Annotated in this window: 21 protein-coding genes; 8 read left to right on the top strand and 13 right to left on the bottom strand. The window is 39.5% G+C overall.

The window, feature by feature from the left end:
* Positions 1-20 precede the first annotated feature (20 nt).
* Positions 21-590 (top strand): PilZ domain-containing protein, encoded by a 570-nt coding sequence (locus FTT98_RS06030; RefSeq protein ID WP_078192054.1) that lies wholly within the window; start codon positions 21-23, stop codon positions 588-590.
* A gap of 7 nt (positions 591-597) precedes the next feature.
* On the opposite strand, the gene FTT98_RS06025 is transcribed toward FTT98_RS06030, so the two are convergent.
* Positions 598-1,503, bottom strand: coding sequence for a DMT family transporter (locus tag FTT98_RS06025; protein ID WP_168378072.1), 906 nt, complete (start codon positions 1,501-1,503; stop codon positions 598-600).
* Positions 1,504-1,508: 5 nt separating this feature from the next.
* Complete coding sequence (locus FTT98_RS06020) at positions 1,509-2,030, bottom strand: YaiI/YqxD family protein (RefSeq protein WP_180177154.1); 522 nt, start codon at positions 2,028-2,030, stop codon at positions 1,509-1,511.
* 233 nt (positions 2,031-2,263) lie between these two features.
* Here FTT98_RS06020 and FTT98_RS06015 point away from each other — a divergent pair, with 233 nt between their 5' ends.
* A complete protein-coding gene (locus tag FTT98_RS06015) occupies positions 2,264-3,196 on the top strand; it encodes a hypothetical protein (protein WP_180162976.1) in 933 nt (310 codons plus the stop codon).
* Between the two features lie 607 nt (positions 3,197-3,803).
* Here the strand turns inward: FTT98_RS06015 and serC are convergent.
* Positions 3,804-4,883 carry a 3-phosphoserine/phosphohydroxythreonine transaminase gene (serC, locus tag FTT98_RS06010; RefSeq protein ID WP_078190394.1) on the bottom strand — a complete coding sequence of 360 codons (1,080 nt, stop codon included), beginning with the start codon at positions 4,881-4,883 and terminating at the stop codon, positions 3,804-3,806.
* A gap of 347 nt (positions 4,884-5,230) precedes the next feature.
* On the opposite strand from serC, the gene FTT98_RS06005 reads away from it, so the two are divergent.
* The 4 genes from FTT98_RS06005 to FTT98_RS05990 are packed head-to-tail and all read left to right on the top strand — an operon-like array spanning position 5,231 to position 10,148.
* Entirely contained in the window at positions 5,231-6,718 is a 1,488-nt protein-coding gene (locus FTT98_RS06005; RefSeq protein WP_180162977.1) for a TolC family protein, read from the top strand.
* A 21-nt stretch (positions 6,719-6,739) separates the two neighbouring features.
* A complete protein-coding gene (locus tag FTT98_RS06000; protein ID WP_180008319.1) occupies positions 6,740-7,903 on the top strand; it encodes an HlyD family secretion protein in 1,164 nt (387 codons plus the stop codon).
* Positions 7,903-9,033, top strand: coding sequence for an ABC transporter permease (locus tag FTT98_RS05995; RefSeq protein WP_180177153.1), 1,131 nt, complete (start codon positions 7,903-7,905; stop codon positions 9,031-9,033). Before FTT98_RS06000 ends, FTT98_RS05995 begins: the two co-directional genes overlap by 1 nt.
* 17 nt (positions 9,034-9,050) lie before the next feature.
* Positions 9,051-10,148 carry an ABC transporter permease gene (locus FTT98_RS05990; RefSeq protein ID WP_180177164.1) on the top strand — a complete coding sequence of 366 codons (1,098 nt, stop codon included), beginning with the start codon at positions 9,051-9,053 and terminating at the stop codon, positions 10,146-10,148.
* Between the two features lie 119 nt (positions 10,149-10,267).
* On the opposite strand, the gene FTT98_RS05985 is transcribed toward FTT98_RS05990, so the two are convergent.
* Entirely contained in the window at positions 10,268-10,783 is a 516-nt protein-coding gene (locus FTT98_RS05985; RefSeq protein WP_180177152.1) for a hypothetical protein, read from the bottom strand.
* A gap of 459 nt (positions 10,784-11,242) precedes the next feature.
* Between FTT98_RS05985 and gltP the strand changes: the two genes are divergently transcribed.
* Positions 11,243-12,538, top strand: coding sequence for a glutamate/aspartate:proton symporter GltP (gene gltP, locus FTT98_RS05980; RefSeq protein ID WP_180177151.1), 1,296 nt, complete (start codon positions 11,243-11,245; stop codon positions 12,536-12,538).
* Positions 12,539-12,605: 67 nt separating this feature from the next.
* Here gltP and FTT98_RS05975 read toward each other — a convergent pair whose 3' ends face one another.
* From FTT98_RS05975 to FTT98_RS05950, 7 genes are all read right to left on the bottom strand, one after another.
* Positions 12,606-13,049: a DUF3887 domain-containing protein gene (locus tag FTT98_RS05975; protein ID WP_078192064.1), complete on the bottom strand. Its 444-nt coding sequence runs from the start codon at positions 13,047-13,049 to the stop codon at positions 12,606-12,608.
* A gap of 73 nt (positions 13,050-13,122) precedes the next feature.
* Positions 13,123-16,107: a DNA gyrase subunit A gene (gene gyrA, locus FTT98_RS05970; protein WP_180177150.1), complete on the bottom strand. Its 2,985-nt coding sequence runs from the start codon at positions 16,105-16,107 to the stop codon at positions 13,123-13,125.
* Between the two features lie 290 nt (positions 16,108-16,397).
* Entirely contained in the window at positions 16,398-16,685 is a 288-nt protein-coding gene (locus tag FTT98_RS18095) for a hypothetical protein (RefSeq protein ID WP_257224686.1), read from the bottom strand.
* Entirely contained in the window at positions 16,645-17,031 is a 387-nt protein-coding gene (locus tag FTT98_RS18090; RefSeq protein ID WP_257224687.1) for a hypothetical protein, read from the bottom strand. Before FTT98_RS18090 ends, FTT98_RS18095 begins: the two co-directional genes overlap by 41 nt.
* 452 nt (positions 17,032-17,483) lie before the next feature.
* Positions 17,484-18,416, bottom strand: coding sequence for an FAD-binding protein (locus FTT98_RS05960; protein ID WP_111883923.1), 933 nt, complete (start codon positions 18,414-18,416; stop codon positions 17,484-17,486).
* A gap of 18 nt (positions 18,417-18,434) precedes the next feature.
* Complete coding sequence (locus FTT98_RS05955; protein ID WP_078192067.1) at positions 18,435-19,187, bottom strand: electron transfer flavoprotein subunit beta/FixA family protein; 753 nt, start codon at positions 19,185-19,187, stop codon at positions 18,435-18,437.
* A 527-nt stretch (positions 19,188-19,714) separates the two neighbouring features.
* Positions 19,715-20,320 carry a LysE family translocator gene (locus FTT98_RS05950; protein WP_168378266.1) on the bottom strand — a complete coding sequence of 202 codons (606 nt, stop codon included), beginning with the start codon at positions 20,318-20,320 and terminating at the stop codon, positions 19,715-19,717.
* A gap of 113 nt (positions 20,321-20,433) precedes the next feature.
* Between FTT98_RS05950 and FTT98_RS05945 the strand changes: the two genes are divergently transcribed.
* Positions 20,434-20,928, top strand: coding sequence for an Lrp/AsnC family transcriptional regulator (locus tag FTT98_RS05945; RefSeq protein WP_078190405.1), 495 nt, complete (start codon positions 20,434-20,436; stop codon positions 20,926-20,928).
* Between the two features lie 499 nt (positions 20,929-21,427).
* Here the strand turns inward: FTT98_RS05945 and FTT98_RS05940 are convergent, their stop codons facing one another.
* Both FTT98_RS05940 and FTT98_RS05935 read right to left on the bottom strand, forming a co-directional pair.
* On the bottom strand, positions 21,428-21,799 hold the full coding sequence (locus tag FTT98_RS05940) for a hypothetical protein (RefSeq protein ID WP_078190406.1): 372 nt from the start codon (positions 21,797-21,799) through the stop codon (positions 21,428-21,430).
* A gap of 281 nt (positions 21,800-22,080) precedes the next feature.
* Positions 22,081-22,998: a tyrosine recombinase XerC gene (locus FTT98_RS05935; RefSeq protein ID WP_180177149.1), complete on the bottom strand. Its 918-nt coding sequence runs from the start codon at positions 22,996-22,998 to the stop codon at positions 22,081-22,083.
* Between the last annotated feature and the right edge of the window lie 30 nt (positions 22,999-23,028).

Raw genomic sequence — 23,028 nt, 5'->3', positions numbered from 1 at the left:
CTAGTCCGAGGTAATATATTATGGAAAATTTACAGCATCAAAGCGTTCAAACTGAACGCCGTGTAATGTCGCGTATCGATGCTGCTTTGCGCATCAACTATCAGATTATCTCTGATGATGTTGCACTGAATGATCCTTACGATCCTAATTTTGTATTGCCGCGCTATTTTCTACTACTTGCTGAATTAGATCAATTTGATCATGCACTCAACTACGAATTAGAACAATTAGCTGAGAAAGATCAACAAATTGCTCGAATCTTATCCTTATTTAACCAAAAGTTAAACCTTATTACGGGTTCTTTATACGACGCAATTGTACAAAGCATGTTACCAGTGCCTGAGCATGTGAATTTCTCAGAGACTGGTTTGAGCTTTTTTAGCGAACGCGCGATTAAAGAAGGTACTTATATCCATGTGACCTTAAGCCACCCTGAAAATTTCTTCCATATTGCGGCAACTGCGCAAGTGGTTTATAGCCGTGAAGAAGAAAGCAACTTATACCGTACGGGTGCCTATTTTATCACACTGCTCCCTCAAGACCGCGTCAAACTTGCAGAGTGTATCGCACTGACCCAAAACAAAGAGTGATTTTTAATCAATGTTTTAATTTGTGGGCGAGCTCTCTGTTCGCCCGAAAATCTTTATAAAAATAAACAAACAAGCCTGATAATAGAATCACAGCACCAAGTAAAACCATCAATGATAATTTTTCATCATTCAGTAAAGCACCAAAGAGCATAGCAAGCATGGGTGTGAGTACCGTTGTTAAAGACAAAGTTGTCGCCTTGATGTTTTGTACCAGTTTGAAATAACAAAACATTGCAATCAATGAAGCCATAATCACTGCATAAAATAAGCCAATGAGTGCTTTGGTCGAAGGCATCTGTGTCGGTGCATACTGCCAAATAAACGGTAGCATCGCGGCAGAAAATAGTGCTGAGATAAGAATCGAACCCGTGGCCTGAGACATAGGCTGCAAAGGTGCATTGACTTTTTTCACCCAAAAAATCGACATACAGTAGACGAATACGCTCATTAACATTAAGACAATACCAACAGGCTGTACGTGCTGATCACTGCCGCCTAAGCAAATAATGGCTAAACCACAAACGGCAATCAACATCCCAATCCATTGCAAGCGATGCAGATAGGTATGAAAGAAGAAACGACCGATCAGACCCGTCATAATTGGTGCCAAACCAAACATCAGGGCAATAATGCCTGAGCTGAGATAGGCCGTTGCCATATAGGTAAAAATCTGAGAACCAATAAAACTAAATGCCCCCGCCAAATAACTGTGCAGCGAGGTTTTATCCATCGGAAGTTTATGTTTAAAAATAAACAATAATGCAACAGCCAAGGGTAATGCGATAAAAAAGCGTAATGTCAGTGCCCAAAACGCATTGATATCACTGACACTCCAAACGATGGCAAGTGGCGTGGTCGACCAAATGAACACCAACAACGCATAGGTCGTCGCTAGATTTGTTTTAGATGGCATGGTTTTTACTTCTGCGCCGTTTTACGTTTTTGCTTTTGAATGGTTTGATCTAAGCTACTAGAAAATTCGCGCTTATCACGTTCTGAAATAGGGGCTGGACCACCGGTTTGCACACCTGCGCCCCGTAAAGTATCCATAAAGTCGCGTAAGTGTAGACGTGCTTTGACATTTGCTGTGGTATAAATCTCTCCGCGTGGATGTATCGCTATACCGCCCCGCTCAATCACTTCAGCAGCAAGTGGAATATCCTGTGTCATCACGATGTCGTGCTCTTTCATGCGCTGAATAATTTCTTTATCCGCTGCATCTGCCCCACTCATGACTTGAATCGAGTTAATTCGCACCGAAGGCGTTATCCCAACATTTTGATTGGCGACAAAAGTGACTTCTAACTTGTAACGATCAGAAGCACGAATAATTACATCACGTAAAATGCGTGGTAACGCATCTGCATCCACCCATAATTTAAATGGCAGCACTGATTTTCCATTCACTTTTAAACATGACTCATAGTAACAAATCCACATGACAATTTGGGGATCTGTATCCGCTGAATGGATCTACATTTCTTTAATCATGAGAATCAAAAAGCTGCAAAATGACTCCTACTTGGACTTATTTTCCAATGCTTTTACATTTAAATCCTACTGAAAACATTTTTTATGCATGATTTCATGATAAATATGACGTCGGTGACTTGAAAATTTCAAATAACCCTCGATTTATTAATTATGAAACCAACCCAATATCAATTGTGCATATGAAAAAACAAAATAGCCCTGAAATTATCACTATTGAAGATCAAACTTTTGGTAGTCATGTTGAACATTGGAATTTGCTCACCGGCAACCCGACAACTGATGTACCAGTTTGGCTGGGTCAGGCATTGGATGCACCCATTATGCCAATGGGCTTATGCGCACAAGAATCTGATATGGATCAAAATACCTGGCTGATTCAAGGTCCATCACAAGCGTCGATTCAACTGTGCCAAGTGATTGCGGTAGAAAATAATAAACCTAAAGCCGTTAAAACTGCATTTCCAAGTTTTGATAGCCCATATAAAACCAAAGCCACCATTGAACGTATTATTACCTGTAAATCCAATACACAAGCAGTGCTTTGCCTCGACTTAGGCGCAAATACCAGTGTGTATGCTTTTGATAGTTTATATAGCGTCAATCACGACCAATATGAAAAAGATGCAAGCTACAGTGTGCAACTCAATGCTTGGGCTTATGAACTCGAAGCTGTCGCAGAACATGAACAGCTTGTCGTTGACGATCCTGCATCGATTAAACATCATCGTGCTTTAAACGATATCTTGGCAGCAAATAATGGTGTTGCCCCTGCAGACTTACACGAACAAATTAAAGCATGGCAACCAAAGTCTGAAGATGACAAAGCACCAGTCACAGTCGATTTTTCTAAAATGGTTGCATACCTATATGGTGAAAATCTTGGACAAGAAGATGAAGCATGGTTCCAAGGGCATATAGTTGGCAAAACCGCCATGCAATTTAAAGAGCAAGACTATACGCTGTATGATGTGACCTTAATCCACGAAGAAAACCAAGAAGCGGTGATTGTTCGTGTTGCAACACGAAATCCGGCGCATAAAGATTTCAATGTTGGGCAATATATTCGTGGCAACCTGTGGATACAAGCCAATATTTACGCGAAATCTGCCTAATTTGAATTCAAAAACCCTATTTCAAATAAAAAAAACCGCCTCAGTGCGGTTTTTTTATTTCTCGCTAATCATGTGTATTCGCTGAATATTTAAATGATTGATTATTTCTTATCCACAAGCCAGTCAATATATTCTATTTTTAAATTCAAATTAAAATAACTTATCCACAATATTAAATTCAAAATAATGCTGCTAAATAAATCCATCTGCAAAGGATAAAATATAAAAATCTAATATAAATAAATAAGATAGGAAATTTATGAAACTAAATTTAGCAATTCAATTGCTCATTTTTTAATAAACTAAATAGTTTAGTAAGTTTATGGCAGATAGTACTTTATTTAATCAAATAATTATGTTAAAAATGCGTTTAAGAAATAGTAATTAACGATAAATAGATCGGAAAGAATATCTATGAAAGTCGTGCAAGAAGAAAACTTATCGCAAGTTGACCATCACATGGAATCTCGATATCAAATCGAGCCAATGTCCTGCTTATTTTTTATGTTAGGTATGCTGATTTGTGCATACGTGTTACATACTTTTATTTTTTAATCTATTCAATAAAAAAAACCGGCAAATGCCGGTTTTTTTTATGCCTTTAGGATTATGCGTTGCGTTTTGCAAAGTCATCCATAAAGTTAACGAGTGCTTGAACGCCTTCTAGCGGAACAGCATTATAAATACTTGCACGCATACCACCCACTGAACGGTGACCAGCTAAATTCAGTAAATGGTTTTCTTCAGCTTCTTTCAAGAATTGTTTTTCCAATTCTGGATTCGCCAAAGTAAATGGTACGTTCATGATTGAACGGAATTCTTTTGCAATTGGATTTGCATAAAAATCGCTTGAATCGATATAACCATAAAGCAATTCAGCTTTTGCCATATTCGCTTTATAAATTGCGTCTACACCGCCCTGCTCAAGTAACCATTCAAAAACGAGGCCAGATAAGTACCATGCATAAGTTGATGGTGTATTCACCATTGAACCATTTTTCGCTTGAGCTGAATATTTCAAGATACTTGGAATATCTGCTTTCGCTTGATCCAATAAATCATCACGAATAATCACTAAAGTTAAACCAGCCGGACCAATATTTTTCTGAGCGCCTGCATAGATTAAACCGAACTTAGAGACGTCTAATGGTGCAGATAAAATGCTTGATGAAAAATCGGCAACCAATGGCTTGTCTGTTTCAGGAATGTTGGCAAACTGAAGACCACCAATGGTTTCATTATCTGCATAATGCACATAAGCCGCATCATCAGATAAGTTCCAGGTGCTTTGATCAGTAATCGCAAGTTTACCGTCAATGCTCGTACCCGCTTCAACGACATTAATGTCGCCATAACGCTGTGCTTCTTTCAACGCTTTTTCAGACCAAATACCAGTGTGGATATAGTCTGCTTTGCTGTTTTTACCCAATAGGTTTAATGGGATCGCAGAGAATTGCAGTGATGCGCCACCTTGAAGGAATAACACTTTATAGTTGTCTGGAATATTCATCAGCTTACGAAGATCAGCTTCTGCTTTCTCTGCCACAGCGACATAGTCTTTACTACGGTGGCTCATTTCCATGATCGAAAGGCCTTTGCCTTGCCAGTCAAGCATTTCAGCTTGAGCTTTTTCTAAAACGGCAGTGGGTAATGCAGCAGGACCAGCACAGAAGTTGTACGCGCGCATGAGTTTTCCTTTCAAAGTGAAACACAATAAAATGATGGCATTTAACCATATCTGACGCGTGCTTGCAGTAGTTAAAGCTGAAAATATTCCAATGCTGTCTGACATTTGAAGTCAAATTTTCAATAAAGATCAAAATTAATTCTTCTTAATTCAAATTATTAGATTTACTGATATTTTTTATCCCTTGAATTGATGCTAATTTAAGGTCTTGATGTGCGAAAATGACGTGCGCTACAAAGATAAAATTTATTTACATATGTATATGAAACAATACAACAACTTAGTGAATTTACCCAACTTCATCACAATGACTATAATGAACCCATCCTAGCTGTGAGTGTGTTTTTATGCCTCTACCTCGAACAGATTATTCTATAAAAATTAAACATACATTTCGTTCAGGATTGCTGCTTGGCCTTGGTTGTTTGAGTGTTTTTTTTAGCCCGACAGTACTTGCGCAAAGTATCAGTTATAGCCAAGCAGAACAAAGTCTACTCACTAGTTCTTTTAGCACTCAGGCCAACCAAGCGCTACAACAATCTGCCGAACTTCAAGCTCAGGCCATTAAAGGCCTTGGTTTACCTCGTGTGGATTTAAACGTCCGTGCCTATACCTTTCATAATGAACTCGATATTCCTCTCGGCGCCTTAAAAAACAACTTAGAACAAACGCTGAGTAATGGCATTAATAATAAAATTGATGAAAGCTTACCGAGTGATTTGGCAGACCCATTAAAAGACAGTCTGCAACAGCCAATCCGTGATGGTGTCGGATTAATTCCAGATTCTTCCCAAGTGGTCTTAGATGATCAAGTGATCCGCCCTACCGTTTCCGTAATGATGCCGCTGTATACCGGTGGGTTAACGTCTAGCGCCAAGGAAATTGCCAATATCCAAGCCAAACGCAGCGCGATAAGCAGTGAACAACAACAAGATGTGCAACGTTTTGAATTAATCCAAGCCTACTTCAATGCTCAATTACAAAAAAAATTAGTCGAAAGCAGCCGCTTCAATTTAAATGCGATGCAACAACACTATGCCAATGCGCTCAAAATGGAACAACAGGGTTTTATTAGCAAAGGCCAGCGTATGCAATTTGAAGTGGCGAAGAATAATGCACTCAGAACTTTTCAAAATACTGAAGCGAATCTTCGCTCTAGCTTATTTAAGTTAAACAACTTAATGCAAAGCAGCCAAATTACTGATCTTTCAACGCCATTATTTATTAATCAGCAACACAATCAAAATATAACCGCCTTGCTGAAAAGTTATCAGGATCAGTCTAGTTTGGTGCGTAAAATGCAATTGGACAGTCAATTGGCTGGTGCTAATGTGAAAGCCCAAAGCGCAGCAAAAAAACCCAACGTCTTTGCATTTGGCGAATATAGTCTCGACGATAAACAAAACTGGATTGTTGGTGTTGCCGCTCGCTACAACTTATTTTCAGGTATTGATAAAAACAAATCCGTACAAGCTGCCGAACTTCAACGCTATGCATCTGAGTTAATGACTGAGCGTACCAAACAAGAAATTGAAAGCCTGATTTATAGCTCATTTAATGAAGTCACCAGCGCTCAGCAAAGTCACCTGTTGTTGCAGCAAAACCTAAAAGCTGCTCAAGAAAATTTAAGAATTCAACAGCTTTCATTTAAGGAAGATATGGGTACGGCCACACAAGTCATTGATGCACAAAATGCATTGAACGGGCTACAAAGTGAAATGGCGCTGAATGCTTATAAATACGTGATGTCACTCGCAACACTGCTACAAAGTCACGGGAGCATTGACCAGTTCCAAAGCTATATCAATCAATCACACACCGACTATATTCGCTAAGCTTAGCCGAGGGGAAAACATATGAATCAGGAACCAACTGATCACCAAGAAGATGCCTCTGCGAAAGGTGAAACATCCCAATCCAATGTCTCGAGTTCAGACGTTTCATCTACAGCAAATACTGCTGACGATACTCAAGAAAAAGTGGCGACTAATACCGATGGAGAGACGAAAAATAGCTCTGTGCAAAGTCGCAATAAAGCTGCATTGATCAAGTTCGGGATTGGCATTGTCTTGATTCTGCTTTTGGCATTGATTGCATTTGGCTTATGGAAAAGTTATCAGCCCAAACAGGTTGAATTACAAGGTCGAGTTGAGGCTGAAACCATCCACATTAGTACCAAAGTACCTAGCCGTATCGAAGAATTATTTGTGCATGACGGTGAAAAAGTACAAGCAGGTCAAGCACTGGTTCGTTTAACCAGCCCTGAAGTCGATGCAAAAAAACAACAGGCTTTAGCTGCACTCCAATCTGCGCAAGCACTGCAATCCACAGCTGAACGCGGCTCTCAACAAGAAAATATTGATAGTTTGTATGCCAATTGGCAAAGTCTAAAAGCACAGCAACAATTGGCGCAAACCACCTACCAACGTGGTCAAAACCTCTATAAAGAAGGTGTCATTTCACGACAACGCCGTGATGAAATGCAAGCTGCCGCAGTGTCTGCTGCACAAATGACAGAAGCGTCTTATCAACAATATGCGCGTGCAAAACGTGGCAGTACACCGCAACAACAAAGCTCGGCAGATGCCCAAGTCAAGATTGCGCAAGCCGCGTTGGCCGAAGCAAATGCACTTGAGGCTGAAACCAAATTGTTTGCACCGTCCAATGGCACCATTTCAAAAACCTATGGCAAAGTTTCAGAATTAGTTGCGATGGGTGTGCCCGTTGTAAGCCTGATTCAAGATGATAGCTTATGGATTAGCTTAAATGTCCGTGAAGACCAGTATGCTCAAGTGTATCAACTCAAGACCATGCAAGGATTTATACCGGCGCTAAACAAATCTGCCGAGTTTAAAATTGATCACATCGAAGCCGAAGGTGAATTTGCAACAATCAAAACCACGCGACAAACGGGCGGCTATGACATTCGTAGTTTTAAAGTCCAACTGAAACCCGCTCAGCCGATTGCTGACTTAAAAGTGGGTATGAGCGTTTTGTTTAAAATTGAAGAGCGTAAATAATGTTTAGGGGCATTCTGCGTGAGTTTCGCTATTTGATGCAGCATAAATGGGACTTGTGTATGGTCACACTTGCCCCTGCCCTTGTGATTTTGCTCTTTACCAATATGTTTGCTCAAGGCAAACCAGATCATTTACCCATCGCGATCATAGACCAAGATCAAAGCAGTTTAAGCCGTAACATTACTCATTTTGCGCAGCTGAACCATACCTTAAAAGTAGCCACCATTACACCCAGTATGGATGATGCTGAAAAGCTTTTAAATCAGACTCAAATTTGGGGCTATATTCATATTCCTGCTGGTGCAGAGCAACGGCTGGTTCAAGCAAAAGATGCAGAAGTCAGCATTGCCTATAACCAAAGCTATTTTAGTGTCGGCAATAGTATTTCATCAGCCATGCTGCTAAGTACATTGCAAGCCATGGCCGATTTTAGTGGTCATCAGTATTTAGAAAATACAATTCCCTACCTCGATGCACCGACACCCAATGTCAAAATTTCACCTTTATATAATCCAGGTTTAAATTATGAGTTCTATTTAGAGCCGTACATGATTCCTGCGATTCTGCATTTATTACTGTGTTGCTGTGTCGCATTTTCAGTCGGTCAAGAAATCAAATATGGCACTGTAAATCAATGGGTGAAACCGACTTCTGTCTTTCAAGCTTTAATCGCTAAAAATCTCAGTTATGTTTTCATTTTTACCGCTTGGACATGGGCGTGGATGTTGTGGCTAATCGTGTTTCGAGGGTGGTTTGTTCAGGGTTCATTACTGCTCATTTTGCTCGGGCAATTGTTTTTTTATACAGCCTATGCCTTTATCAGTTCTACTGTAGTTTTGGCGACACGTGATCTCACCAAATCTTTTGGTTTTATTGCGGTATATGGTGGCTCATCACTGAGTTTTGCAGGGGTAACATTGCCGCTGAATAACGCGCCGATGTTTACAAAATTCTGGGCCAATATTATTCCCTATACGCCTTATGCCAAATTACAAACAGAACAATGGGTCATTGGTAGCCCAATCTCCATTTCAATCACACCGCTTGTCACCCTGATCATTTACTGTCTGTTCTATTTTGTTCTCGCCAGCTTCTTTTTACGTAAAGTACTGAAGGAGCAAGTCATATGAATAAAATCGCGTTATTTATAACAGCTTTGCTCAGATACTATATTCAAACCTTTAAAGATATTGTGAAGCACAGTTCGATTTTTACCACTTTGGTGCTTTCTGTTTTTCTTTATAGTTTTTTTTATCCCATTGCCTATCAAGCGGAACACGCAGAATCGCTCCCCATTATTGTGGTGGATGAGGAACAAAGCATACTCACCAATACGATTATTGGTGCTGTAGCCAATAGTCCCAATGTAGAAATTCAAGCTGTGACTGGTAATTTTGCTGAGGCTGAAAATATGCTCAGAAGTCAGCAAGCTGACGGGATTTTACTGTTGCCTAGTAATCTTTCAAATAGCATTCGCCGTGGTGAAACCGGTGGAATTGGTTTATATCTCAGTGCTGCAAACTTTCTAAAGACACAAAAAATTGGCTTAGGTTTAGCCAGTTCGATGGAAAATGCCCTCGTCGAATATGCAGAAAAATTCCAGAACATATCCGATTTTAGCCCCGCTTTGTCTATCCATAAGATTCCATTATTTAATCCACTTTCAGGCTATGGTAGCTATATTTTCCCAGCGGTTGCACCCTTAATTATTCATCAGACGATTTTATTGGGTCTGTGCATGCTGATTGCGACCTATCGACAAAACACCACTTGGCGTCCGAGCTATGCACAATTGGCTGGCATCTTCTTGTGTATTTTGACCATTGGAACGTTGGGATGCTTCTATTTATTTGGTTTTACCTTTTGGCTGAACGACTATCCACGCGGTGGAAATTTTTGGGGCATGTTCATTGCTGTGCCCATCTTCCTCAGTTGTATTATTGCGATGACGCTCTATTTAGCCACCTTTCTTGACCTGCCAGAACGTGCGGGACATGTCATCGTTTTTAGTTCTATTCCACTATTTCTACTCTCGGGAACGGCATGGCCGCATGCAGCTATGCCTGAATGGATGCAAATACTTGCTCAGGTGTTGCCGTCAACTCAAGGCATTCAAATGTTTCTTCAACTCAATCAGATGGGTGTACCTACAGCAATTGTCATCCCAAAACTGCTTTACCTCACAAGTATTGGACTGATTTTTTTATGTCTTGCTCTCTGGCGTTTAAAGTTTGCCAAAAGATAAAGCTTTTTGTGCTGTAAGACATGTCTGATCTCAGGCGAAATGGGTTCAAATCTATTCATCATGGACTCGAACGCTTTGCTTCTTAGCATGTCTCAAATTTTAATGCTTGCTGTCATCTATTAACTGTATGCATTTGGCGTCACAGTCGATGCTTCATCCACTTGAATATCAAAATCATCTGAATCTTTTTCTGCAGCGTTTTCAAGCCAGAATCCTTTCACTTTATCGTCCCCATCATGACCTGCAAAGACCACACTCATATACAGTTCTTTTTGCGGATAATCATATTTATACACAATCGTTGTGGTCTCACCTTCTCCCAGCCGAGTATTTGCCATTCGCTGAATTACTTCAGCCTCAGCACTAGGTTGACCTGCAGGAATCAGCTTTTTCATACGTGAAAACAGCTCTGGATCTGCTAGCATCGCATCACGAACATTTTCTTCAACCAATGCCAAAAAGCTGTCTTGATGGGGTTCGTGTAGCGCGACGAATAATTTTTCTGACTTCACACGCTGTGAACTTGTCTCACTTGGCAGGCTTGATTCGAATTTTGCAATCAAGAAATCGCCGATTTTTTCACAAGCCGTTATAGGTAAGATTAAAGTGATGATGACGACTAATTTTTTCAACACCGTACAAGCCCTCTGGTTATTATTAAAATATATAAAGCTAAAATTTATTTCGGATAATCTGTGTGATTTATAGAATTTTCACTGATTTATCTGCCTGACAAGTATAAAGCAAACTTCTATATAAAAATGAAAAATACAGGCTCACATTTAGTTTTTCGATCTTTCTAGGCAAATCAGAAATTTTGTGAAGTGTTTATTAATAACTCAATTTTATTCGTTTTATAAATTAAACTTAACAATCGAATCGCTTATACAACTTAAAATGATAATTTATCGATCAAACAGTTTGGTTTTGATCAAAATCGTTGGCTGTATTCTCATATAAACTGCAAAATATTGTCGTATTTATCTCCCAAATTATTCAGAACTTTTTGTCATTGCGGATTCAGTCTGTCTGCAACATTTGTTCGTGGATGACTGTGGGCTTTTTTCTCCCAAATCTGACATAAGAGCTGATGTATGAAAAAGATTAAGGTGAGCCTTGCCTGGCAAATCGTGATTGCTCTCATTCTAGGTATACTTGTTGGTGCTTTCCTACACTATTCTCCTGAATATCGTGATGCTTTAGTTAATAACTTTTTGACTCCTTTGGGCTCAATTTTTATTAATCTTATTAAGATGATCGTTATTCCGCTTGTTGTGTCGATGCTTATTTTAGGTATTGCCAATACAAGTCACGGTAGTAACTTAGGTAAACTAGGTTTCAAAACAATTATTTATTTTGAAATCATTACCACCGTTGCTATTTTAGTCGGTTTAGTTGCAGCCAACGTATTCCAACCTGGTGCCGGCATTGATATGTCTGCATTGACGCAAGTCGATATTTCAAAGTATCAAGAAACAACACATGAAGTCAGTGAACATTCTCATGGTTTGATTCAAACAATACTTTCACTTATTCCATCTAACTTTTTTGCAGCTTTGACTAGTGGTCAAATGCTCCCAATCATCTTTTTCTCTGTGATGTTTGGTGTAGGTTTAGGTGCGCTTGATCAGGAAGTAAAACAACCTTTAATTAAAGTGTTGACCGCTGTTTCTGAAACGATGTTTAAAGTTACGCACATGATCATGATGTTTGCACCTATTGGTGTATTCGGCTTGATTGCTGCAACTGTTGCGAATTTCGGCTTCAGCTCACTTGTGCCACTGCTTAAACTCGCAGTTTTAGTTTATGGTGCAATCTTCTTCTTTATTTTCATTGTATTAGGTGCAGTTGCTAAATTCTGTGGCTTAAGTGTTTGGGCCATTATCAAGATCTTAAAAGATGAATTGATTCTCGCGTATTCAACTGCAAGTTCTGAAACTGTCCTCCCCCGTATTATGGAAAAGATGGAAGCTTATGGTGCTCCGAAACCGATTACCAGTTTTGTCATTCCAATTGGCTATTCATTTAACCTCGATGGTTCGACCTTATATCAAAGTATTGCGGCTATCTTTATTGCTCAGCTTTACGGGATTGATCTGACAATCACCCAACAAGTGATTCTAGTACTGACCTTGATGATTACCTCTAAAGGGATTGCAGGTGTACCTGGCGTTTCTTTCGTGGTCTTGCTGGCGACTCTCGGCAGTGTCGGTATTCCTCTCGAAGGTCTGGCATTCATTGCAGGTATTGACCGTATTTTAGATATGGCACGTACTGTACTGAATGTGATTGGTAACGCGCTTGCGGTACTGGTGATCAGTAAATGGGAAGGCCAATTTGATACTGAAAAACAAAAAAATTATGCCGCTAATCTAAAAGATGCCGCTTAATTTTATGTTATAAAAAAGGACGCTTCGGCGTCCTTTTTTACAGCTTTGTTTTATTTTTTACCAAACTTTATTTATTTTTTTCACCAAACACTGAAATATTAAAATCTCGAATTTTGTTACTTCCTGCCGGCTTATCAAAACTTACATCGTACTGTACAAGGTTTTTATTGGTATAACCGTACTCATAAGTGACCGTATATAAAGACGGCTTTTCAGTCGATTTTTCAATGTGCTTAGCCACTATATTTTTGCGTGAGTAATCTTGTTTCGGAATACCTCGTGCAAATTTACGCAGCTCTTTTTCATTCTGTTCAAACTTCGCTTTGAGTTCTGGTTCAAAGTAGGTGTACAGCTTTTCAAAATTGCCTTCACGTAATTGATCATAGGCAGCTTGGGCAACTTCAGTCTGTTCAGCACTTGGGTCTGGTATTGCATTTAAGGCTTTTTGACCTATTTGGTCACAGCCGCCCAGCCCAATAAGTGAAGCCATTGCAAAATATTTTAATTTCATATTGTACTCATCAATCTAAAATTATCTGTCTATAAAAAAGGACGCCGTAGCGCCCTCTTTTCTCAATCTTCAATTAGTCTTCTTCAGGCTCATTGAGACCTGATTCATTGTCATTTTGATCAATAATCGTTGAGTCATCGACAAGCTGCTCAGTTTCGATTGCTTCCACTTCTTCAAAAGTTTCGTCTTCTTCAACTGCTTCGATCGCCACAACACCGACTAAGATTTCGCTTTCACCTAAACGGATCAAACGAACACCTTGAGCATTACGACCTGTTTGTGCCACTTCAGATGCACGTGTACGAACCAGCGTACCACCATCTGAAATTAACATTAGCTCTTTAGACGCATCAATCGCTACCGCACCAACAAGTTCACCGTTACGTTCAGATGTTTTAATTGCAATAACACCTTTACCGCCACGTTTCTTAGTTGGGAAGTCATCTACTGGTGTACGTTTACCATAACCATTAGCTGAAGCACAAAGTACTTCACCAGTTTCCGGAACAACTACCAATGACACTATACGGCTAATGAGAGCTGAATCAGAGGTATCTTCATCATCAGACTCTACATCCGCATCTTCAGCGTCTTCAGCTTGAGCTGCTGCACCAATGGTCACGCGCATACCACGAACACCTTTGGCAGAACGACCCATTGAACGCACGTCAGTTTCTGCAAAACGAATGGCTTTACCTTCGTTTGAGAACAACATGATTTGTTGTTCGCCGTCGGTAATGGCAACACCGATTAAGGTGTCATCACCATTGAGTTCAATCGCGCGTAGACCGTTTGAACGAACATTCGAGAATTGTTCTAACTCAACACGTTTAATCGTACCGTATTCTGTTGCCATAAATACGTAGAAGTTTTTACGAACGGCTTCCGCTTGCTGTGCAAAGTCATTGATGATTTCATCATCAAGATCAGTCGTAGACAACTCTAGACCCAATTGTTTCAACTGAATACGAAGTGCGTCAGATAAATCATCTGCACCATCTTCAGTCTCAGCAAGTGCAGCTTCTAAGCCCGCAAAATGACTATTAATCACTTCATTGGTTTGTAACTGTGCACTATTGGCTTTTACAAATACTTTAAAGTCAGCCAAACGTTCTTTAAATTTCTTCGGCGCATCGACCACTGGTAAAATAGCGGTGATGGTTTCGTTTTCATCTAATGGCAATAAGTTCACCATCGGACGACCTTTCGCACCACGAGATGCTTGAGGCACTTCATAGACTTTCAGACGATAAACTTTACCTACATTGGTAAAGCAAAGCACTGTTGCGTGGTTTGAAGTCACGATCAAATGTTGGATGTAATCGTCTTCTTTCATTGAAGTTGCAGACTTACCACGTCCACCACGACGCTGTGCAGCGTAGTCTGACAATGGTTGAGTTTTTGCATAACCTGATTTAGAAACAGTCAGTACCATTTGCTCTTCAGGGATTAAATCTTCACGAGAGAAGTCGATACGTGATTCCACGATATCGGTACGACGTGCATCGCCATATTGTTGAAGGATTAAAGCCAATTCTTCTTTAATTACGTTCATCAATAAGTTGAAATCGTTCAAAATTGCCGTGTATTCAGCAATTTGACCAAGAATTTCTGTATATTCAGCTTGTAACTTGTCTTGTTCTAGACCGGTTAAGCGATGTAAACGAAGTTCTAAGATCGCACCTACTTGGGTTGGAGACAGACGATAAATATCACCTGTTAAACCAAATGGACGTGCTGGATCTTCGCCTTCAATTTCATCTGGACGGACAGATACCGCGCCTGCTTTTTCAAGCAAGGCAACAACACCACCGCCTGCCCACTCGCCCGCTTGTAAACGTTCACGTGCTTCGCTTGGGTTTGCAGATGTTTTGATGGTTTCAATGATCGCATCGATGTTTGCAAGTGCAACCGTCAAACCTTCTAAGATATGTCCACGTTCACGTGCTTTACGCAATTCGAACATGGTACGGCGTGTAACCACTTCCTGACGGTGACGGATAAACGCTGCAATAATATCTTTCAAGTTCATTAACTTAGGCTGACCATTATCGAGGCAGACCATGTTAATACTGAATGAATTTTCTAATTGGGTATTTTGGAATAAGTTATTTACAATCACTTCAGCGTTTTCACCACGCTTCAAGTCAATTGCAATACGCATCCCTTCTTTATCTGATTCATCACGAAGTTCAGAAATACCTTCAAGTTTTTTCTCTTTGACCAACTCAGCAATACGTTCAATGGTTTTTGCTTTGTTAACTTGATAAGGAATTTCAGTGAAGACAATCGTGCTACGGCCCGATTTTTGGTCTTCTTCAATGTGATATTTACCACGGATATGCAAACGGCCTTTACCAGTACGGTACGCATCGACAATGCCAGATTTACCGTAAATTATACCGCCTGTAGGGAAGTCTGGACCAGAAATGTGTTCCATTAATCCTTCAATGCTGATGTGCGGATCGTTGGCATAAGCAAGACATGCATTAATGACTTCTGTCATGTTATGCGGAGCCATATTGGTTGCCATACCTACAGCAATACCAGCTACACCGTTAATCAACAAGTTAGGCACACGTGTTGGCATGACTTGTGGAATACGTTCAGAACCGTCGTAGTTGTCTTCCCACTCTACGGTATCTTTCTCAAGATCCGCTAAAAGTTCGTGGGTTAATTTACGCATACGAACTTCGGTATAACGCATTGCTGCTGCACTGTCACCATCGACAGAACCGAAGTTACCCTGACCATCAACCAATTGATAGCGTAAACTGAAATCTTGAGCCATACGAACAATGGTTTCGTATACAGCTAAGTCACCATGTGGGTGATATTTACCGATGACGTCACCGACTACACGGGCAGACTTTTTGTAAGCTTTGTTGTAGTCATTGCCCAATTCGTGCATTGCAAAAAGCACACGACGGTGAACAGGTTTGAGACCATCTCGGACATCTGGCAACGCACGTGACACAATCACGCTCATTGCATAATCGAGATATGAGCTCTTCAGTTCATCCTCAATGGCAATCGGTCTAATTTCCGATACGCTCATGCATACTCCTTGTTATACAAGCAGAATTCTGCCCGCATTTATATATCGTAAATCTGTAAAAATTAGTTCAAAAAATACTGAACCAATATCAAAAATCAAGTCGGACAGTATAGCATAAAAACCCTGATTTTTGTGCCAATCATCTTGCACTAGAACCATGATTTTTTGTATTTATTTTAAGCATTTTGATTTTATTTGCTGTGAAAAAAACCTCTACGAATAGAGGTTGTTTAATGTTCAAAATATTTCTTTTCGAAGCTTCAAATTTAGACCCATAAATGTGATAAAAATCACTCTTTATGATATTGCATGACCTCTAATTCTTGAGGCACATGATCATGCTGCAACCATGGGTATGCTGTTAGAAACAAACCAAAAATAAGCGGAAATTCATAAACTTCTTCGATGAAATCTTTATAAGCCAAATCGTACAAAAATAAAAAACTAAGACTTCGACTATGCTCAACTGCATCAGAAATAAATAAGCCCAATATCACCAAGCCGAATGGCCAAATTGGCAAAGCCAAGGTTTTTAAGTTACGTGCGATTTCTTGGCGTAAATAAGGCGAAAACAGCATAAAGACGACAGGGTGCAATCATGAATACCGAAATTAAACGAAAATACGGTTTAGGCACATCAGGAAAATAGTCACGCCCCCAACTAATACTACGACCAAATAGCAACAACCACCATGCAACAGCCCACAACCAAAATTGTTTCTTTCCATCTTGCATTTCAAGTGGTCGAATATAGAAAAAAGTAAAAATCGCAAAAAACAGCAATAACAATGCTTGGACCGATTCAACTGCTGTAACAGTCATTCCATCAAATAAAGGAAAAGAGATACTTTGTAAAACAGGAAAAAGTAAACAACAGATCATCAGCACCAATACACTGATTGGTAACTGAAAATCAAATTTCAAAGGGAGACTCCGCCTAAAGGGCAAGTTCAATAAAAAAGCAATGTTAACACAAAATATACAATTCTTTAAGCTTGCTTTAAGTTTAAGATTCAAACTTGAAGGATAAATTTTTATTATTTTATTTTAAATCTTTGTATTTTTTATAATTTATTAATCTCCATCCTATTACCAAGCGATTGCGCCTGCTTACTTACCATTTAAGTTTTAACGTACAAATAGCTTGCGCTACAGTAGTGTCTAATACCAATAATAAGAAACACTATATGAATTTTGAACTACAAAACTAAGAATCCACTACCCTCATAAGCATGAAACATCTAAGTGCAATTTATATATGTACATTTACGTATAATTAATCGATTAAACATAACCAAGAAGACCTACTAATTCTTCAAACAACAAAAACGCCCCTAAACCATAAGCTTAGGAGCGTTTTGAACTGCGTTCAGAAATTAGATTTTAGATACTAATTCTGGAACAACAGTATTCAAATCACCCACTAACCAGTAGTCAGCTACTGAGTTAATTGGCGCTTCTTCATCTTTGTTGATCGCAACGATCACTTTAGATTCTTTCATACCTGCCAAGTGCTGAATCGCACCAGAGATACCTACAGCGATGTACAAGTCAGGAGCAACGATTTTACCTGTTTGACCCACTTGCATATCGTTTGGTACGAAACCAGCATCAACTGCTGCACGAGATGCGCCTTGCGCAGCACCAAGCTTGTCCGCTAATGGATCAAGAACAGTGTGATAGTTTTCACCTGAACCAACACCACGACCGCCTGAAACAACAATACGCGCAGCTGTTAATTCTGGACGTTCAGATTTCACGATTTCTTCAGAAACAAACTTAGAAATACCAGCATCACCAGTAGATGCAACAGCTTCAACTGCAGCAGAGCCGCCTTCGCTTGCAACAGCATCAAATGCAGTACCACGAACAGTCGCAACTACAACAGACTCGCCAGACTCTACAGTTGCAATCGCGTTGCCTGCATAGATTGGACGTTTGAAAGTTTTAGGACCTTCAACAGCAATGATGTCAGTGATCATGCTTACGTCAAGTAGCGCAGCAGCACGTGGAAGTACGTTTTTGCCCGTTGTCGTAGAAGCAGCAAGGATGTGAGTGTAACCCGCACCGATAGAAGCAACTAATTTAGCAACGTTTTCAGCCAATTGATTAGCATAAGCAGCGTCGTCAGCAAGTAATACTTTGCTTACACCCGCAACTTTAGCTGCTTGGTCTGCAACTGCTTGAGCGCCTGAACCAGCTACTAATACAGTGATATCACCACCGATTTTTTGCGCTGCAGCAACAACGTTAAGAGTTGCACCATTTAGTGCTTTGTTGTCGTGCTCAGCGATAACTAAAATACTCATGATTTTTATCCTTCTGTATTAGATCACTTTCGCTTCGTTTTTCAATTTATCTACAAGCTCGTCTACAGACTTCACTTGTACGCCCGCTTTACGTTCTGCAGGAGCTTCAACTTTAACAGTTTTAAGCTTAGTTGCAGGTGAAACGCCATAATCAGCAGGTGACTTAGTATCAAGCGGCTTTTTACGCGCTTTCATGATGTTTGGAAGAGCAGCATAACGTGGCTCATTCAAACGTAAGTCAGTTGTGATGATTGCAGGAAGTGCAAGTTCAACAGTTTGTAAACCACCGTCGATTTCACGAGTCACTTGTACTTTATCGCCTTCAACTTTAACTTCTGAAGCGAAAGTACCTTGGCCAGCACCTAAAAGCGCACCAAGCATCTGACCAACTTGGTTAGAGTCGTCATCAATTGCTTGTTTACCAAGAAGGATCAATTGAGGTTGTTCAGCGTCTACAACACCTTTTAGGATTTTTGCAACTTCAAGTGCACCTAACTGGCTGTCGTCAGCTTCAACAAGGATACCGCGGTCTGCACCAAGCGCCATAGAAGAACGGATTTGTTCTTGAGCTTCTTTAGGACCAATAGAAACAACAACGATTTCTGAAACAGTTCCTTTTTCTTTTAAACGAACCGCTTCTTCCACTGCGATTTCACAGAATGGGTTAATTGACATTTTAACGTTCGTTAAGTCAACACCACTGTTGTCCGGCTTAACGCGAACTTTAACGTTGGCATCAACCACACGTTTTACAGCAACAAGAGCCTTCATGTAATCCTCGGCTGTTTTAGCAAATGTAAATGTTGAGAAAAGTTATATTAACTCTTCACTTTAAATTTTTTAGGTGCCCTATCTTGCAATGTGTACGGCATTTCGGTCAAGTCACAATTATCGAAAGACCTGTAAAAAAGCGTAATTTCCTTGAACTTATCGTTCACATTTTTTAAAGAATGCTTCAGTTATCCAAAAAAACGCATTATTCAGTTATTTTTTAAGCATTGATTTTTATTATTTTTTTACTTGATTTAGCTCATCAAAAGATCTGATTTAATATCAATTTTCGATCAATCTTTCTGAAATAGAGCTTTCCCTCTACACATTCGGCAACATATCTAAACTTGTCATTTAAGATAGAAGCATAATGAATTTAGCGCTAATTTCACTTTTCCGAAGCTAATTGGTGGGTTTTTCTCTCTTTCTTGTTCTTAATATGTGTCGATATTCAGCACATATAAAAAAACCTCCGCTTTCACGAAGGTTTTAGTTAAGGCATTTATTTCTATTTACATTTGCTGTTTTTAATTGGCAATTAACCATGTCGCAGCAAGAGCCAACAAACCACCTGATGTACCATCAACCCACTTTTGTTTGCGTTCATCAATTTCAGTTTTTTGTGTAATACGTGCAAAGACCACACTTAAACTACAATACACCACAAAAATCAGCCCAATAAAAATGAAGGACAAAATCAAACCTTGACTCACGGTATTCGCTGATTTATCGATAAATTGCGGCAAAATTGCAAAATATATCAACATTCCTTTCGGGTTCAGTAAAGCCGTAAAAAAGCCTTTTTTAATCGGGTTGGACGCTGACTTTTTCTCAATACTTAATTTTTTACTGCTAAATACTGAACGCAGCAAATGCGTTGCCAAATATAAAAGATAAGCAATCCCCAACCAGCGGATTGTTTCAAACAGTAGTGGAAATGACACGATAATCGCAGCAATACCCAATGCCACCAAAATCGAGTGAACCAAGTAACCTGAACACACACCTACTGTAGCCATCATGCCTGCTTTTGCATCCTTACCCATCACTTGTGACAGGATAAAAAGCATATCGGGTCCTGGTGTGAAAATAAGGGGAATTACCGTTAAGGCAAATAAAGCAAATACAGACATTTCAATTTTCCCTTTCTATGTCCTGAAAGTGAAATTAGTATGTTTGAATCGCTTTAAAATAGGATATCAAATATTCTATAATAGATATTATTTTTAGAATTATATTCTATTTCATGAAGACATCTTCTAAGTCAATTCTAGTTAAACTAGATCGTATTGATAAAAATATCATTCGCGCACTTCAAAATAATGGTCGCATGCAAAATAATGACTTAGCCAAGGAAATTGGACTCTCTCCATCTTCTTGTTTACGTCGGGTCAAATTACTCGAAGAAGCAGGTGTGATTCAGAATTACACCACCGTGGTCGATCCACAAAAGATTGGCTTTCAATTAATTTTGTTCTCTCGTATTTGGTTAACTGGGCAAGATGCTGAAACCATCGATACCTTTATCGAAGCTATGAAAGAACTACCTCAAGTCATGGAGTGCTACATTATTTTGGGTGAGTGCGATGCAATGCTCAAAGTTGTTGTTCCTGACCTAGAAAGTTACCGTAAATTTCAGTCTACTCACTTAACCAAGAAAAATGGCATTACCAGTGTGAAGACTGATTTACCAAGCCAAATCATCAAACAAAGCTTCCAGTTACCGTTAGAAGATTTATAACCACACAATTGATCTGCCAAGAAACAACCCAAGCATTTAAAACAACAAGGCCGATACTACAAGCTTGGCAATGTAGTGACGGATTACCCTCACAGCCTCGAATGCAAATACCTAGTTTGCGGTATTTTCCTTTTATTTTAAGCAAAGAAAAATCATGATTTGCGGCAATTGGATGAGAACTATTAAGGAGGTCTTTAAGCTCAATTGCTCAAGTAGGAAAACCATTGATTTTTAGGCTCACACTATCAAGACTGAATGAATTAAATCACTGAGCAGCGAAAAGGGTTGGCATTTAGAGATTTTGTTTAGGCAGCTAAGCTATGCAAAGAAAGTCCATCGGCTCACCTCAAATGTACATTTGAAAGCTTAAAACCAAATGAGGTCAACACTCTAACGCTCTGCACAAGAGCAAATCAAGATGTCATGGTATAAGTGATATAAGGGCTAAACATCCAAATCCAATGAAGATAGCCCATGAGTTGTATATTTGCCGGATAGTTTAGGCTGGCTGATTTTCCAAAAAGTCACGATGGATGTGGCTTAGGTCAATAAGTTCATATTGTGCCAAATCAAAAATGCGCCAAATGGTGAGGGCATCTTCTTTACTGTCAAATTTTACAGTTGCTTTATTGCTAAGCTGCCACTGTTTATCCGAAATCCAAATAAAGTATTGGCCCGTCGCCGCATTAAACGCCTGAACTTTACCATCCGCATTAATCCCTTGAAGCTGTGAACCTTCTGGTAATACAGCTTCTATTTCAGGCAAACCAATTTCAACAAAGTGTTTGATTTGGCGTAAGCCGTATCCTGCAAAAATTTCTTTTTGCTGACCATTTAACTGGTCATATTTTTCTTGAATATCTGAAATCATGGTATGGCCTATATATTTTTTTAACGGTACAGCAATTTAGTAAATAGCGAATTTCACTTCGGCACTTACGTCAATTCAATAATGGACAATTTTTATACCCGATAATTTGAATTTTTATAATGCGACAATAGTTCAAAATGTCGGTCAATTTTACCAATATTTTTTCACATCCTTATTTAACTTTCATGAAGCAGACCACTTTAGGATGCAAAATGTGAAATCTAGCCTATAAATTTAAGCAATATTTAGACCACTACGAGCCAAAGTCTAATTTGCAATTGTTACGAATCTTTATGCTGCGCCCGTGGATGGGCCTGATCATAAACTTGTGCCAATCGATCAAAATCCACATGGGTATAAATTTGCGTGGTGGTTAAATTACTATGCCCCAACATTTCTTGTACAGCACGCAAGTCACCACTATTGGACAACATATGACTGGCAAAGCAATGACGCAATAAATGCGGATGTAAATCGACATTTACACCTGCACGTTGAGCTTGAAATTTAACTCGATTTTCTATTTGTCTTACCCCCAGTGGATTACCTTTTTGAGTGATAAAAACTTGGGCTTCTGGGACAAAATCACCATGCCATGCAGGATATAATTGCAACCAATGCATCACAGCCTCTTTGGCTTTAGAACCAAAAGGTACAATGCGCGTTTTATTCCCTTTACCCGTAATACGTAACAGTTGGCGATTAAAATCAATATCTCGAATGGTTAAGCCCTGCACTTCAGCCAAACGTAAACCACTTGAATATAGCAGCTCCAAAATCGCTTTATCACGTATCCAAAGCTGCCGTTGAGTTTCACTTTCTGGCTCAGGCTGTTCCATGATTTGTTTAATGGTTTCAATATCGACCAATCCAGGTAGAGGACGTGATTGGCGTTTGAGCTGAAAATCATCTGCAGGATTAAAATTGAGATAATTTCCTTGTTCTGCCCATTTCATAAATTGGCGTATCGAAGATAACATGCGCTGTAAACTACTTGGACTGAGCTGAAACTGTTCCACTTTATGAGCAACAAATTCACGCAGATCTGACTTTTCAACATCATGCAGTGGCAAGTTGCGTATTGTACAAAATTGGAGAAAATCACTGACATCACGCTCATACGCTTGCAAGGTATGTTTAGACTGATTTTGAATTTCACGTTCCTTCAACCACATAGCCAGTAGTTGACTCTGATCCATCGTCACCTGTCTTCTCCCATTTCAACATGT

This window comes from Acinetobacter sp. YH12039 (assembly GCF_013420015.1).
GTDB classification, from domain to species: Bacteria; Pseudomonadota; Gammaproteobacteria; order Pseudomonadales; family Moraxellaceae; genus Acinetobacter; species Acinetobacter amyesii.
This window is presented reverse-complemented; position numbering and strand designations above follow the sequence as displayed.

Coding starts and splice junctions, on each gene's coding strand:
- FTT98_RS06030 (WP_078192054.1), top strand. CDS start 21: ATGGAAAATTTACAGCATCAAAGCGTTCAAACTGAACGCCGTGTAATG.
- FTT98_RS06025 (WP_168378072.1), bottom strand. CDS start 1,503: ATGCCATCTAAAACAAATCTAGCGACGACCTATGCGTTGTTGGTGTTC.
- FTT98_RS06020 (WP_180177154.1), bottom strand. CDS start 2,030: ATGTGGATTTGTTACTATGAGTCATGTTTAAAAGTGAATGGAAAATCA.
- FTT98_RS06015 (WP_180162976.1), top strand. CDS start 2,264: ATGAAAAAACAAAATAGCCCTGAAATTATCACTATTGAAGATCAAACT.
- serC (WP_078190394.1), bottom strand. CDS start 4,883: ATGCGCGCGTACAACTTCTGTGCTGGTCCTGCTGCATTACCCACTGCC.
- FTT98_RS06005 (WP_180162977.1), top strand. CDS start 5,231: ATGCCTCTACCTCGAACAGATTATTCTATAAAAATTAAACATACATTT.
- FTT98_RS06000 (WP_180008319.1), top strand. CDS start 6,740: ATGAATCAGGAACCAACTGATCACCAAGAAGATGCCTCTGCGAAAGGT.
- FTT98_RS05995 (WP_180177153.1), top strand. CDS start 7,903: ATGTTTAGGGGCATTCTGCGTGAGTTTCGCTATTTGATGCAGCATAAA.
- gltP (WP_180177151.1), top strand. CDS start 11,243: ATGAAAAAGATTAAGGTGAGCCTTGCCTGGCAAATCGTGATTGCTCTC.
- FTT98_RS05975 (WP_078192064.1), bottom strand. CDS start 13,049: ATGAAATTAAAATATTTTGCAATGGCTTCACTTATTGGGCTGGGCGGC.
- gyrA (WP_180177150.1), bottom strand. CDS start 16,107: ATGAGCGTATCGGAAATTAGACCGATTGCCATTGAGGATGAACTGAAG.
- FTT98_RS18095 (WP_257224686.1), bottom strand. CDS start 16,685: ATGCTGTTTTCGCCTTATTTACGCCAAGAAATCGCACGTAACTTAAAA.
- FTT98_RS05960 (WP_111883923.1), bottom strand. CDS start 18,416: ATGAGTATTTTAGTTATCGCTGAGCACGACAACAAAGCACTAAATGGT.
- FTT98_RS05955 (WP_078192067.1), bottom strand. CDS start 19,187: ATGAAGGCTCTTGTTGCTGTAAAACGTGTGGTTGATGCCAACGTTAAA.
- FTT98_RS05950 (WP_168378266.1), bottom strand. CDS start 20,320: ATGTCTGTATTTGCTTTATTTGCCTTAACGGTAATTCCCCTTATTTTC.
- FTT98_RS05945 (WP_078190405.1), top strand. CDS start 20,434: ATGAAGACATCTTCTAAGTCAATTCTAGTTAAACTAGATCGTATTGAT.
- FTT98_RS05940 (WP_078190406.1), bottom strand. CDS start 21,799: ATGATTTCAGATATTCAAGAAAAATATGACCAGTTAAATGGTCAGCAA.
- FTT98_RS05935 (WP_180177149.1), bottom strand. CDS start 22,998: ATGGATCAGAGTCAACTACTGGCTATGTGGTTGAAGGAACGTGAAATT.